Annotated in this window: 12 protein-coding genes; 11 read left to right on the top strand and 1 reads right to left on the bottom strand. The window is 58.0% G+C overall.

Annotated features, from left to right (window positions below):
* Window positions 1–6 precede the first annotated feature (6 nt).
* The 8 genes from ACSBLW_RS08470 to ACSBLW_RS08435 all read left to right on the top strand — a co-directional run bounded on the left by ACSBLW_RS08470 (window position 7) and on the right by ACSBLW_RS08435 (window position 8,793).
* Window positions 7–1,197, top strand: coding sequence for a cell envelope biogenesis protein TolA (locus ACSBLW_RS08470; RefSeq protein WP_435259776.1), 1,191 nt, complete (start codon window positions 7–9; stop codon window positions 1,195–1,197).
* Window positions 1,198–1,400: 203 nt separating this feature from the next.
* Window positions 1,401–2,681, top strand: coding sequence for a Tol-Pal system beta propeller repeat protein TolB (tolB, locus tag ACSBLW_RS08465; protein ID WP_435260075.1), 1,281 nt, complete (start codon window positions 1,401–1,403; stop codon window positions 2,679–2,681).
* 95 nt (window positions 2,682–2,776) lie between these two features.
* Window positions 2,777–3,307 (top strand): peptidoglycan-associated lipoprotein Pal, encoded by a 531-nt coding sequence (gene pal, locus ACSBLW_RS08460; protein ID WP_435259775.1) that lies wholly within the window; start codon window positions 2,777–2,779, stop codon window positions 3,305–3,307.
* Window positions 3,308–3,311: 4 nt separating this feature from the next.
* A complete protein-coding gene (gene ybgF, locus ACSBLW_RS08455; protein WP_435259774.1) occupies window positions 3,312–4,160 on the top strand; it encodes a tol-pal system protein YbgF in 849 nt (282 codons plus the stop codon).
* A complete protein-coding gene (tilS, locus tag ACSBLW_RS08450; RefSeq protein ID WP_435259773.1) occupies window positions 4,157–5,422 on the top strand; it encodes a tRNA lysidine(34) synthetase TilS in 1,266 nt (421 codons plus the stop codon). Before ybgF ends, tilS begins: the two co-directional genes overlap by 4 nt.
* 78 nt (window positions 5,423–5,500) lie before the next feature.
* Window positions 5,501–7,408, top strand: a complete 1,908-nt coding sequence (gene ftsH / locus ACSBLW_RS08445) for an ATP-dependent zinc metalloprotease FtsH (protein ID WP_435259772.1) — start codon at window positions 5,501–5,503, stop codon at window positions 7,406–7,408.
* Entirely contained in the window at window positions 7,405–8,190 is a 786-nt protein-coding gene (locus ACSBLW_RS08440; protein ID WP_435259771.1) for a methyltransferase domain-containing protein, read from the top strand. Before ftsH ends, ACSBLW_RS08440 begins: the two co-directional genes overlap by 4 nt.
* A 3-nt stretch (window positions 8,191–8,193) precedes the next feature.
* Window positions 8,194–8,793 carry an MOSC domain-containing protein gene (locus tag ACSBLW_RS08435; RefSeq protein WP_435259770.1) on the top strand — a complete coding sequence of 200 codons (600 nt, stop codon included), beginning with the start codon at window positions 8,194–8,196 and terminating at the stop codon, window positions 8,791–8,793.
* Here the strand turns inward: ACSBLW_RS08435 and ACSBLW_RS08430 are convergent.
* A complete protein-coding gene (locus tag ACSBLW_RS08430) occupies window positions 8,790–10,586 on the bottom strand; it encodes a calcium-binding protein (RefSeq protein ID WP_435259769.1) in 1,797 nt (598 codons plus the stop codon). The two genes, ACSBLW_RS08435 and ACSBLW_RS08430, sit on opposite strands and share 4 nt — an antisense overlap.
* Window positions 10,587–10,873: 287 nt before the next feature.
* On the opposite strand from ACSBLW_RS08430, the gene ACSBLW_RS08425 reads away from it, so the two are divergent.
* From ACSBLW_RS08425 to ACSBLW_RS08415, 3 genes are all read left to right on the top strand, one after another.
* Window positions 10,874–12,550: a formate--tetrahydrofolate ligase gene (locus tag ACSBLW_RS08425; RefSeq protein WP_435259768.1), complete on the top strand. Its 1,677-nt coding sequence runs from the start codon at window positions 10,874–10,876 to the stop codon at window positions 12,548–12,550.
* A 68-nt stretch (window positions 12,551–12,618) separates the two neighbouring features.
* On the top strand, window positions 12,619–12,945 hold the full coding sequence (locus tag ACSBLW_RS08420; RefSeq protein WP_435259767.1) for a chorismate mutase: 327 nt from the start codon (window positions 12,619–12,621) through the stop codon (window positions 12,943–12,945).
* Window positions 12,946–12,948: 3 nt separating this feature from the next.
* Window positions 12,949–13,395 (top strand): OsmC family protein, encoded by a 447-nt coding sequence (locus ACSBLW_RS08415; RefSeq protein ID WP_435259766.1) that lies wholly within the window; start codon window positions 12,949–12,951, stop codon window positions 13,393–13,395.

Here is a 13,395-nt window from a genome sequence, read left to right as displayed (position 1 = left end):
ACGCACATGTTGGCGCGGATGCAAACGGGCACCATCGTTTCGGGCACAGGACATGCTGCCCTGATCCTCTGGGTGATCCTTGGGGATTGGCTTTTTGCACCCCAAGAAACGCCCCCCGTTCAGGTGGCCGAGGTTTCGTTGATTACCTCGGCGGAACTGGACGCCATGACGGCGGCAGTGCCTTCGACTCCGGATCCGGTCGAAACGCCAGAGCCGGCAGCCGAGCCACAACCGCAGTCGGAACCTGAGCCTATTGTTCCACCAGAACCTGTCGTCCCTGAACCACAGCCCACACCCGAGCCTGAGCCGCTGCCCGTTCCCGAGCCGGAACCGGCCCCAATTCCGGAACCTGCACCGGAGCCGGTCCCAGAGCCGGAGCCTTTGCCGGAAAATAATGGTGTTGCGGACGCTGAGCCGTTGCCGGTGAACCCTGATCCGATCCCGGAATCTCCTCTTTCTCCAAGCGCTAGCCCACGTCCCAAACCGGCCCCACGGGTAGCGCCTGTTCCTGTTGATGCGCCCGAGCCGCAGACTGAAGTGGCAGACGTGCCGGAAGAGGCCGTTTCGCCGGATCCGGTTGAGCAACCGCAAGTTCAGGAAGAAGAGCGCGCTGAAACCGCCGAGGAAGAGGCTGGAACCGTTCTGGAAACTGAAGCGAACCGAGATCAGGAGGTGGCCGCCAGTGGTGCCCCGCCAACAAGCCCGCGCCCGAAAGGCCGGCCGGTTCGCAGCACGGAGCCGCCAGAAGACACTGCAGCCCCCACTGAAACGGCGGAACCTGCGACTGATGATGTAGCTGACGCGATTGCAGGTGCAGTAGCTGAAGCCAATACCGAGACTGAGGCTCCCAGCTCCAGCAATGCACTGGCTGGTCCGCCGATGACGACGGGCGAAAAAGACGCCTTCCGGGTAGCGGTCCAAAGGTGCTGGAATGTTGGTTCCCTGTCGTCTGAGGCCCTGCGGGTCACGGTGATCCTTTATGTTTCGGTCAGCCAAAGCGGCAAGCCGGATGCAGGGTCGATCCGGATGGTTGACTTCACCGGCGGGTCTGAAGCCGCTGCCCGTCAGTCATTTGAGGCTGCACGCCGCGCCGTGATCCGGTGCGGTGCAAACGGCTTCCCGCTTCCCGTCGAAAAGTTTGAACAATGGCGCGAGATGGAATTGGTCTTTAATCCGGATGGGATGCGAGTGCGATGATCAATCTTGGGCAAAGACCTGCCGAAAAGGGGGCAATTTCTTCCCCTTTCCCCCTGCAATTCGGTGCAAATGCGCTATGCTGCCTAAAAATCAAGAAACGCAAACAGTCAGAGCACGGACAGATTGAGGCAAAGATGAGCTTTCCCCGTATCCTAAGTTCCCTTGTGATCCAGACGCTGGCCGTGACGCTGGTCTTCGGATGGATGACACCGCAAGCGGCGCATGCGCAAAATGGCCCGCTTCGCATCGAAATTACAGAAGGTGTGATCGAGCCGCTGCCCTTTGCCGTGCCGGATTTCGTGGCCGAAAATGGCGCAGCAGCTGATTACGCACGCAACATCGCTCGCGTGGTCGCGAGTGACCTGGCGGGAACCGGGCTTTTTCGCGAAATTCCTTCTGATGCACATATCGGACGGGTGACCAGCTTTGACGCACCCGTGGCCTATGAGGACTGGAAAGCGATCAACGCTCAGGCGCTGATCACTGGTGCTGTCAGCGCGTCGGGTGATCGGATTGTCGTGAAATTCCGCTTGTTCGATGTGTTCAGCGGCCAGCAGCTGGGCGAGGGTCTGCAATTCGCTGGCACGCCGCAAAGCTGGCGGCGGATGGCACACAAGGTGGCTGATGCCGCTTACAGCCGGATCACAGGCGAAGGTGGCTATTTTGACAGCCGCGTTGTCTTTGTCAGTGAAAGCGGGCCAAAGAATGCCCGCGCCAAGCGTCTGGCGGTCATGGATTATGACGGAGCGAACGTTCAGTATCTGACAGACAGCTCGGCCATTGTTCTGGCACCGCGTTTTTCACCGACGGGTGATCGTATTCTTTACACCAGCTATGCCAGCGGCTTCCCGCGGATCACGCTGATGGATGTGGGATCACTTTCAACGCAGACGCTGGCCGAACAGCCCGGCACCATGACCTTTGCGCCGCGCTTTTCGCCGGATGGCAGCCGTGTGGTGTTCAGTCTTGAACGGGGAGGCAACTCGGACCTTTACATGCTGGACATTGGGTCGGGGGCTTTGTCGCAGTTGACCAATGCGCCCTCTATTGAGACCGCCCCCAGCTTTAGCCCCGATGGCAGCCAGATCGTCTTTGAATCTGACCGTTCCGGCAATCAGCAGCTTTACATCATGAGCGCCGGCGGCGGTGAGGCCCGGCGGATTTCGGGTGGACAGGGGCGCTATGGTACCCCGGTCTGGTCGCCGCGCGGGGACTTGATCGCATTTACCAAACAGAATGCCGGTCGCTTCCATATTGGTGTGATGCGCACAGATGGCAGTGAAGAGCGCCTGCTGACTGCCAGCTTCCTTGATGAGGGCCCGACCTGGAGCCCGAACGGCCGGGTGATCATGTTCACCCGCGAAACCGCAGGGGCTGGTGGTGAGGCGCGGCTTTATTCGGTGGATATTACCGGACGCAATCTGAAACAGGTGTCGACTGAAGGCGCAGCCTCGGATCCGGCCTGGTCGCCGCTATTGCCATAAACGTCGCACAATCGCGTGATGGCCCCGTTAACAGGGGCCATCAATGCTGCTAGGATCACGGCTAAATCGAGCCAAGAATGAAAAGGAAATCGCGGATGTCCCTCCTTCCCAAGGCAATGCTTTTGGTGGCGGCCCTTGGCCTTGCTGCCTGTAACAACCCTGACCGCTTTGGTGCAGGCGGTGCTGGCGCAAATGGCGCAGGTGCCGGTGCGGGCGGCTTTGTCGATACCACTGGATTGGGTGATCCCAACGATCCAACCTCGATTGCGTATTTCAATCAGTCGATCGGGGATCGCGTCCTCTTCGCCGTGGACCAGCACACACTGTCGCCAGAAGCACGCACCATCCTTGCCGGTCAGGCAAATTGGCTGAACACCAACCCGTCCTATGCCGTGATCATCGAAGGCCATGCCGATGAGCAGGGCACCCGGGAATACAACCTGTCGCTCGGCGCGCGCCGTGCGGCCTCTGTCCAGAACTTCCTGATTTCGCACGGCGTTTCGGCTGGGCGCATGCGGACGATTTCTTATGGTAAGGAACGCCCGATCGAGGTTTGCTCGGACGAGGCCTGCTATACAAAGAACCGCCGTGCTGTGACGGTTCTCTCCATCGGCGGTGGGGTCTAATCTGATGCGTGCACTGGTTCTGAGCCTAGGTCTGGGACTGGCCGGCGTGTTGGCCGGCCCTGCCGCGGCGCAGGACCAGACACTTGCCGACATTCGTGCCGAACTGGTTCTTCTCGCAGGAGAATTCAACGCGCTGAAGGCCGAGTTGGTGCAATCTGGCGGGGCCGGAACCGGCCTTGCCGGAGGCTCTGCGCTTGAGCGGATGGATACTTTGGAGGCCGAACTTTCGCGGCTGACCTCCAAGGCGGAACAGATCGAACTGCGGCTGAACCGGGTAGTGACCGATGGCACTAACAGGATCGGCGATCTGGAATTTCGTCTGTGCGAAGTGACCCCGGGGTGTGACATTGCCACTTTGGGTACGACGCCCACCTTGGGCGGCGAAGCTGCCATTGGTTCGACTGATCCAAATGCCGCCCCGCCAGTTGTTGTTGGTACACCTTCTCCCGCCGCTGGGGGAGCCGAGCTTGCTGTCGGTGAACAGGCGGATTTCGACCGGGCCAAGGGGGTGCTCGGTCAGGGTGACTTTCGAACCGCCGCGGACCTCTTTGCGACCTTTACCCAATCCTATCCTGGCTCGCCGCTGACCCAGGAAGCGCACTATCTGCGGGGCGAGGCATTGTCCCAGACTGGGGATACAGCGAACGCCGCCCGGGCTTATCTGGAAGCGTTTTCTGGGCAACCTGATGGCACATTTGCAGCAGACAGTCTTCTGAAGCTGGGCGAAGCCTTGGGTCAGTTGGGTCAAACGCCAGAAGCCTGTGTGACGCTGACCGAAGTCGGCGCCCGTTTTCCTGGAAGCATGGCCGCGACACAGGCCAGTGTTGCGATGAACGGGCTTGCTTGCCAGTGACAGCCGAAACAGGCATCGGGGGCGCTGACCCTGATCAGCCCCTGAAAACCGTCGCAGCCGAAGGGTTGCGACGGTTCGCTTTTGAGCAGCCAATCGTGGGCTTGGCAGTGTCCGGGGGCAGCGATTCGGTTGCCATGTTGCACCTGATGGCTGACGTCGCGCAGAAGGGCGGGGTTGGACTAAAGGTGGCGACAGTCGATCACGGCTTGCGCGCAGAGGCGGCCGCCGAAGCCGAAGACGTCGGGCGCATGTGCAGGGCTCTGGGGGTGCCGCATTCCGTTCTGCTGTGGGATCACGGCGCCATCAACGGCAATTTGATGCAGGCCGCACGCGAGGCGCGGTATGGCCTGCTGGCCGGATGGGCAAAGCACTGCGGGATTTCGACGGTGATGTTGGCCCATACAGCCGATGACCAAGCCGAAACCTTTTTGATGGGACTTTCGCGACTATCAGGGCTGGACGGTCTCTCGGGGATGCGCCCAAAATTCGAGCAGGATGGAACGGTTTTCTGCCGACCTTTTCTAAGCGTTACGCGACGAGATTTGCGCGACTATCTTTCCCGCCAAGGAATTGGCTGGATTGATGATCCCTCAAACGACAATCTGCGCTTTACGAGGGTAAAGGCGCGTCAGGTTGTGAGAGCCTTGGCTCCGATGGGTATCACTGTAGAGGGATTAGCCGCCGTCGCGCACAATCTTTCAATGGTGCAGGGCGTTGTGCGCGCCGCAACGGCGCGAACAGCGGCAGAGGTGGTTGTCGAGACGGCAGGGGCCTTGGTCTTTGATCGGGCAGGGCTGTTCCGCGATGGTCCGGAAGTTGGTCGTCGCCTTTTGATTGGAATGGTCCGATGGATGAACGGGGACAAGCATCCACCCCGCGAGGCACAGGTCGCGACCCTGTCAGATGCAATCACCTCTTGTGTCGACGCAACACTTGGTGGGGTTCGGTTCAAGTGGAAGGGGGATCGCTGCACGGTGACGCGAGAACCTCGTGCTCTTGGCCATGCGGTCGCCTTGGGGCAGGTCTGGGACAACCGCTGGGTGGTTGTCGGAGCCACCAAAGGCGAGCTTCGCGCCGTTGGTGCAAACGGTTTGGCCCAAATCCCTGATTGGCGTTCCGTAGGGTTGGCGCGTGGCGTGGCGCTTGCGACACCCGGTGTTTGGGAGGGGGAAAGGCTGATTTCTGCGCCTTTGTTGCGTTTTGGTGCCTCTTGCAATGCGACAATCACGCCGAGTTTCGTCTCTTTCCTGTTATCGCATTGAACCCTCGCGCGAACTGTCTATCTTAGAGGCAAGAGCGCGGGCACCGATGTGTCCTGTGCAGTTGTGAGGAGACACTTCGTGGGGAATGCACGAAATATCGCTTTTTGGGTCGTTCTGTTTCTTTTGATCCTGGCGTTGTTCAACCTGTTTAACACTGGCGGTACGACAGCGTCGTCGCGCACGATTTCGTATTCGGACTTCGTAACCCGCGTTGACTCGGGCCAAGTGTCCAGCGTTGTGATTGACGGGGAGCGGGTGATCGTTCGCGCCAAGGACGGCAACCAGTATACAGCCGTCGTTCCGCAAGGGACCGACGTGACAGGTCAGTTGATCGAGAAGGGTGTGGAAGTTCGCGCGGAGGCACAGGAGCAATCTGGTTTCCTGTCGCTTATTTCGCTTTGGCTTCCCTTCATCGTGCTGATCGGGATCTGGATTTTCTTCATGAACCGGATGCAGGGCGGCGGGCGTGGCGGCGCCATGGGTTTTGGCAAGAGCCGCGCAAAGCTTTTGACTGAAAAGCATGGCCGCGTGACCTTCGACGACGTCGCGGGCATCGACGAGGCCAAGGAAGAGCTTGAAGAGATCGTCGAATTCCTGCGCAACCCGCAGAAGTTCAGCCGCTTGGGCGGCAAGATTCCGAAGGGTGCATTGCTGGTTGGTCCTCCGGGCACAGGTAAGACACTCCTGGCCCGCGCGATTGCGGGTGAAGCTGGTGTACCATTCTTCACAATATCGGGTTCTGACTTCGTAGAAATGTTCGTTGGTGTCGGTGCGTCCCGCGTGCGCGACATGTTCGAACAAGCCAAGAAAAACGCACCTTGTATTGTCTTCATCGACGAAATCGATGCCGTGGGGCGCGCCCGTGGTGTAGGCATGGGCGGCGGAAACGACGAACGCGAACAGACCTTGAACCAGCTTCTGGTCGAGATGGACGGGTTTGAGGCAAACGAGGGCGTGATCATTATCGCGGCCACCAACCGCAAGGACGTGCTGGACCCGGCGCTTTTGCGTCCAGGACGTTTTGACCGGCAGATCACTGTGTCGAATCCTGACATCAAAGGTCGCGAAAAGATCCTGTCCGTTCATGCCCGCAAGGTGCCGCTGGGGCCGGATGTGGACCTGCGGACGATCGCGCGGGGGACGCCGGGCTTCTCGGGAGCCGACCTGATGAACCTTGTGAACGAAGCCGCGCTTTTGGCGGCGCGTGTTGGACGGCGGTTCGTGACAATGGTCGATTTCGAAAATGCCAAGGACAAAGTCATGATGGGGCCAGAGCGCCGCAGCATGGTCATGTCGCCGGAAGACAAGGAAATGACCGCCTATCACGAGGCAGGGCATGCTATTGTTGGTATGAAGCTGCCGAAGTGTGATCCCGTCTACAAGGCCACGATCATGCCGCGCGGCGGTGCCTTGGGCATGGTGATGAGCCTTCCGGAAATGGACCGTCACAGCTGGCATAAGGACCAGATGAAGGACCGTATCGCCATGGGAATGGCGGGCAAGGCGGCTGAGATCAAGAAGTGGGGTGAAGATCACGTCTCGTCCGGCGCTAGCGGCGACATCCAGAATGTTTCGGCGGTGGCGCGGGCGATGGTCATGCGTTGGGGTATGTCGGAAAAGGTGGGCAATATCGACTACTCCGAGGCCCATGAAGGCTATAACGGCAATACCGGCGGCTTTTCGGTTTCGGCCGAGACCAAACGGATGATCGAGGACGAGGTCAAAGCCATCATCGACGAAGGCTATGCCCGTGCGATGCAGGTTCTGAACGAGAACGAGGAAGAGTTCGAGCGTCTTGCCAAGGGACTTCTGGAATACGAAACGCTAACGGGCGATGAGTTGAAAAAGATCATGGCGGGTGAACCTTTGGGTGGTCCGGATGACGATTCCGACGATGGTAAGGGCGGGCTTAGCGCAATCGCGTCGATCCCAAAAACCAAACCTAAAGCCCCCAAAGGTGGCATGGAACCGGAGCCCTTGGCTTGAGCCCTGCCAAGGATAGAAACGACTGGAACCCCGAAGCCTATGCAAGGTTTCGGGGTTTGCGTTTGCGTCCTGCACTGGACCTGCTCGCCCAGATACCTGCGATCCCAGATGGCGACGTCGTCGATTTGGGGTGCGGGAATGGATCGGTCGGTCTTTCATTGAAACAGCGGTTTGGCGACCGGATTTCTGGGATCGATTCCAGCCCCGCGATGTTGGAAGAGGCAGGGCATACCGGCGCGTATTGCAATCTGGTCGAGGCGGATATTGCTCAATGGCAACCAACCTCGCCCCCCGCTTTAATTTACTCGAATGCGGCGCTTCATTGGCTTGAGAGCCATGAGACACTGATGCCCAAACTGGCGCAGATGTTGATGCCGGGAGGTGTCTTGGCGGTTCAGATGCCACGGCAATTTGGTGCGCCCTCACATCGCTTTTTGCGTGACATCGCTCAGTCGATGTTTCCGGACCGTTTCGACTATACCGGATGGCAAGCTCCGGTCGCGCCGGCCACAACCTATTGGCAGATGTTGGCCCCGTTGGGGCAGGTCGACACTTGGGAAATCGACTATGTTCAACATTTGGAGCCATCTTCTGTTGGCCATCCTGTAAGGCGTTTCACGGAAAGCACGGCGATGCGTCCTTTTGTGGAAAAGTTGTCAGAAACGGAAGCTGGCGATTTTATTCACCGTTACGAGGCGGCACTTGGGTCGGCCTATCCTCTTTTGCCAGATGGCGGCGTGCTGTTTCCGATCCGCCGTTTGTTCTTTACTTTGAAGGTCTGACAGATGCCCGCTTTGATCCGAACCGAATATGTCGGCAAGGTCGAATGGCTTGGGATTGTCCGCGATCGAAAGGCTCATTTACAGGCTGAACCGGTTAAAGAGATCAAGGCGTTGTTTTCAGGACCGGAGGGCGAGGCGCATGGAGGGCTTACGAGACCCTCTTGCAGCAGAGTTCTTACACAATATCCCAGAGGCACAACCATCCGTAACACGCGGCAATTTTCCATCCTTTCTCAAGAGGAGTTGGATCAGATTTCGCGGAAGATGGGATTGGACGCGGCATTGAATCCCTCATTGCTGGGGGCAACAATGGTAATCTCGGGCATTCCGGATTTCACGCATTTGCCGCCTTCCAGCCGTTTGCAGGCAGAAAGTGGTGCGACCTTGGTTGTCGATATGGAGAACCGGCCCTGCACCTTGCCTGCCCGGCCCATAGAAGAGCGCCACTCAGGATTTGGCGCGAAGTTCAAGTCGTCGGCCGTTGGACTGCGAGGTGTCACGGCCTGGGTGGAACGCGAAGGTGAACTGCGATTAGGGCAGTCGATCACACTTCACATTCCAGACCAGAGACCATGGTCCCTTCCGCCAAAAGGCATCACCTAAAGCAGCAGAAAATCAGAAGTGTCCAGCACATCGGTCGTTTGCACCTGAACGGAATAATCTGCGATGCCATCCGCCGAGTTTTCAAATTCGATCAGATAACCACCGGCTATAGGCGTGACCCGGATCTGGCCGGCAACCCCGACGGTAAAGGGGCCCTGTGGAATAAAGTTCCAGTGTTCGGTGAGGAGTATCCCACTGGTTCGGGTATCTGGGTCGAGATAGCGCAAGTTCAGAATATCGCCATCAGCATGTGAAAAGTCGGCAATGATGCTGCGGTCGGTTTCTGCGCCCGTGCCCCCGCCACTTCTGCCGATCTGGAATTCATCTGCTCCGGCCCCGCCATAGATCAAGTCCGCACCCGCCCCGGTTGCGACGCTGTCATTACCAAGACCGCCATAGATTGTATCGAAGCCGGGCCCACCTGTCAGGTGATCGTTGCCAGACCCGCCGTATCCAACATCGTCGCCATATCCCAGCCAGATGGTATCGTCGTGATTGCCACCGTAAATCGTGTCATTTCCGCCGTTTCCGGCCAACATATCGTTCCCATTTCCGCCGTAGAAACGGTTGTCGTTTGCCCCATTCGCCGCGGCAAAGGTTTCCAAATCTCGGATCAGGTCGTTGAAGTCAGAGCCGACAACATCCGTGAATCCGGATATCTGATCGCCTGCAGCGTCCCCACCCACACCTGTTGTCGTGCCAGTGGTCGATAAGTTGACGACTACAGTACTAGGGGAACCGACATAGCTGAGCATATCCCCAACTTGGCCACCGCCATTAAGAATGTCGGCCCCAGCGCCGCCTCTGAGGGTATCCCTGCCGTCACCGCCAGAAAGTGAATCCGTCCCCGTCTCGCCCAAAAGAACGTCATTGCCCAGATCGCCATGAAGCGTATCGTTGCCTGTGCCGCCAACGAGCCAGTCATCGCCCGGACCGCCCACGATCACATCGTTTTCGGTTCCGCCATATCCTTGGTCGTTACCATAGCCCAGAAAGATCCGGTCATGACCTTCCCCACCATATGCCAGATCATTGCCGCCATTCGTGACAAGCACATCATTGCCGGCAAGTCCGTAAAAGCGATTGTCGTTTCCTCGATCCGACACGGCGAAGTAGACGGTATCTTGAATAATATCGTCATAATTCGACCCAACCACATCGGTAAATCCAAATAAGCTGTCGCCCTCTGCATCCCCGAAACGCCCGAATGTCGTCACGCCAAACGTAAGTTGAATGCTGATACGCCCAGACGAGTTGGAATAGTTCAGCATGTCACCGAAGTCGCTTCCGCCAACAAGAACATCAGCACCGGCCCCGCCAAAGACGGTATCAATGCCAGCGCCGCCATTGATCGTGTCGTTCCCGTTATTTCCATGAAGAACGTCGTTGCCCAAGTCGCCACTCAGCGAATCCTGACCTTCTCCGCCATAGATCCAGTCGTTGCCCGCCAGTCCACTTATCCTATCATCGCCCCCAAGGCCGGACTGTGACTGATCCCCGACAAGGATATTCCCAAGTTCATTGCCGAAAATGATGTCTTGGCCGTTGCTGCCTCGGGCGTTTTCGATAAGCCCATTGATCACGACGCGTCGTCCGATCATGTCAGGGCCAAAAAAGAACGCCGATGCGCTGAGTGTCGATCCACTTTCAAAGAACCACGATAGCCGAATTTCGGTGGGCTCTACAAAGGTACCGAAAAAGGTAATCCAGTCGGACCCAGTGCCATCATCGGTCAAGGTTACGGTAGCGGTTCCAGTGGCAATAAGGTCTGCGGTATAGATATCTGACGTCATGTGCGAACTCCCGCAACGCCGAAATTTATGAACCAATTATCGCGCACGATATGCCTGCCCTTTGGTTCTGCATAGTGCCAAAAACATGACCTTCCGAATGGCGGTTCGGTTCTCCAAAGCGGGATGGTTTTCCCCAAAAAGGGCCTGTCGTTCCGATCGGAAACCGCGCACGGCGAAAATCGCAGGAATGAGGTCGGAAATGCTCCTTTGCGACGCATTGTCTCTCGCTATCACGGTGGCAACCGGCGGATGACGCACCGGCAGCTATAGCCCCTAGGGAGACACAGATGGCCTTCAAGACCGATATCGAGATTGCCCGCGAAGCAAAAAAGAAGCCGATCATGGAAATCGGTGCCAAGCTTGGCATCCCGCATGAGCATCTGCTGCCCTATGGTCATGACAAGGCCAAGGTGAGCCAAGAGTTCATCCAGTCGCTCCAGTCTAAGCCAGATGGCAAACTTGTTCTCGTGACGGCGATCAACCCGACGCCTGCTGGCGAAGGCAAGACAACGACCACGGTGGGCCTTGGTGACGGTCTGAACCGTATCGGCAAGAAGGCTGTCATCTGCATCCGCGAAGCCTCGCTTGGGCCGAACTTCGGGATGAAGGGGGGTGCTGCTGGTGGTGGTATGGCGCAAGTCGTGCCGATGGAAGAAATGAACCTGCACTTCACCGGCGACTTCCACGCGATCACCTCCGCCCATAACCTGCTGTCGGCGATGATCGACAACCACATCTACTGGGGCAACGATCTGGGCATCGACGACCGTCGTGTTGTCTGGCGTCGTGTTATGGACATGAACGACCGCGCACTGCGCGATATCGTGACGTCGCTCGGTGGCGTTTCAAACGGTTCGCCGCGTCAGACCGGCTTCGACATCACGGTTGCCTCGGAAGTCATGGCAATCCTTTGCCTGTCGAAAAACCTTGAAGACCTGCAAAAGCGTCTGGGTGACATCGTCGTAGCCTATCGTCGCGACAAGACCCCGGTTTACTGCCGCGATATCAAGGCTGACGGTGCCATGACCGTTCTGCTGAAAGACGCGATGCAGCCGAACCTTGTGCAAACTCTGGAAAACAACCCGGCTTTCGTACATGGTGGCCCATTCGCCAACATCGCCCACGGCTGCAACTCGGTTATCGCGACGACCACCGCGCTGAAACTGGGTGATTACGTTGTGACCGAAGCTGGCTTCGGTGCTGACCTTGGCGCGGAAAAATTCTTTGACATCAAGTGCCGAAAGGCCGGGCTGAAGCCTGCCGCAGCCGTGATCGTGGCCACTGTCCGCGCGATGAAGATGAACGGCGGCGTTGCCAAAGCCGATCTTGGTGCTGAAAACGTTGAAGCCGTCAAAAAGGGCTGCCCGAACCTTGGTCGCCACATTTCCAACGTAAAATCTTTCGGTGTGCCGGTTGTCGTCGCGATCAACCATTTCTACAGCGATACCGATGCCGAAGTTGCCGCAGTGAAGGCCTATGTCGCGGAGCAGGGCGCAGAAGCGATCCTTTGCAAGCACTGGGCAAAAGGTTCGGAAGGGATCGAGGATCTGGCGAAGAAGGTTGTCCAGTTGGCCGAATCGGGCGCCAGCAACTTTGCCCCGATCTATCCTGACGAAATGCCCCTGTTCCAGAAGATCGAAACCATCGCCAAGCGCATCTACCATGCAGATGAAGTTCTGGCCGACAAGTCGATCCGTGACCAGCTGAAGGCATGGGAAGCCGCTGGCTATGGTCATCTGCCGATCTGCATGGCCAAGACCCAGTACAGCTTCTCGACCGACCCGAACCTGCGCGGTGCTCCCACCGGCCATTCGGTTCCTGTCCGTGAGGTGCGCTTGTCGGCTGGTGCTGGTTTTATCGTCGTGATCTGCGGTGAAATCATGACCATGCCTGGCTTGCCGAAAGTGCCATCGGCTGAGGTGATCCGCCTGAACGATCAAGGCTTTGTCGAGGGCCTCTTCTAAGACAAAACCCCACGTTGTTCTTTTTGGTCTGCCCCCTTATGTGGGGGCAGACTGAAAGGAAAAAGCCGATGCGTAAGCCTGCCGATTGTGAAAGCATGGCCCATATTCGGGCCGAGATCGACCGGATCGACGAAGAACTGGTGGGTCTGTTGGCGGAAAGGTCGCGCTATATCGACCGCGCAGCCGAGATCAAGGCCGGGATCGATTGGCCCGCGCGGATCGAGGATCGGGTCGAGCAGGTGGTGCAAAATGTAAGAACCCACGCGGCGCGCCACGATTTGTCACCTGATCTGGTGGAAAAGCTGTGGCGGCGGTTGATTGACTGGTCGATTGCCCGTGAGGAAAGCAAATTGGGTCCAGATAGCCTGCGCCCTGAGGTTTCGCAGAAAGGGTAGTCGATGCACGGAGCGCGGATCGTCTGGAAAGCGGAAGGGGACTTCGCAAAAGGGCAGTATTCGCGGGCGCATCACTGGCACTTTGACGGTGGTGCCGTCGTTCTGGCCTCGTCCTCACCCAGCGTCGTGCCATTGCCGTATTCCGACGCAGGTGGCGTGGATCCGGAGGAAGCCTTCGTCGCCTCGCTCTCGTCCTGCCATATGCTTTGGTTTCTCGACCTCGCCCGAAGGGCTGGGTTCGTGGCGGAAAGCTATGAAGACAAGGCCGTGGGGCAGATGAAGAAAACCGAGGGGCGGCTTTGGATTAACAAAGTGACGTTGTCGCCTCGTGTGGTTTGGGCTGTTGCACCTGAACGCAAACGCGAAGCGGAATTGCATCATGCCGCCCATGAAGAATGTTTCATCGCAAATTCGGTCAAAACCGAAGTTGTAATCAACCTGGAAGATTAA

Origin of the sequence: Thioclava sp. FR2 (genome assembly GCF_051200875.1) — a bacterium.
Lineage (GTDB): Bacteria > Pseudomonadota > Alphaproteobacteria > Rhodobacterales > Rhodobacteraceae > Pseudotabrizicola.
This window is presented reverse-complemented; position numbering and strand designations above follow the sequence as displayed.

Bases quoted from the DNA above. Each gene is read 5' to 3' on its own strand.
- ACSBLW_RS08470 (WP_435259776.1), top strand. From the start codon at position 7: ATGTTGGCGCGGATGCAAACGGGCACCATCGTTTCGGGCACAGGACAT.
- tolB (WP_435260075.1), top strand. From the start codon at position 1,401: ATGACACCGCAAGCGGCGCATGCGCAAAATGGCCCGCTTCGCATCGAA.
- pal (WP_435259775.1), top strand. From the start codon at position 2,777: ATGTCCCTCCTTCCCAAGGCAATGCTTTTGGTGGCGGCCCTTGGCCTT.
- ybgF (WP_435259774.1), top strand. From the start codon at position 3,312: ATGCGTGCACTGGTTCTGAGCCTAGGTCTGGGACTGGCCGGCGTGTTG.
- ACSBLW_RS08435 (WP_435259770.1), top strand. From the start codon at position 8,194: ATGCCCGCTTTGATCCGAACCGAATATGTCGGCAAGGTCGAATGGCTT.
- ACSBLW_RS08430 (WP_435259769.1), bottom strand. From the start codon at position 10,586: ATGACGTCAGATATCTATACCGCAGACCTTATTGCCACTGGAACCGCT.
- ACSBLW_RS08425 (WP_435259768.1), top strand. From the start codon at position 10,874: ATGGCCTTCAAGACCGATATCGAGATTGCCCGCGAAGCAAAAAAGAAG.
- ACSBLW_RS08420 (WP_435259767.1), top strand. From the start codon at position 12,619: ATGCGTAAGCCTGCCGATTGTGAAAGCATGGCCCATATTCGGGCCGAG.
- ACSBLW_RS08415 (WP_435259766.1), top strand. From the start codon at position 12,949: ATGCACGGAGCGCGGATCGTCTGGAAAGCGGAAGGGGACTTCGCAAAA.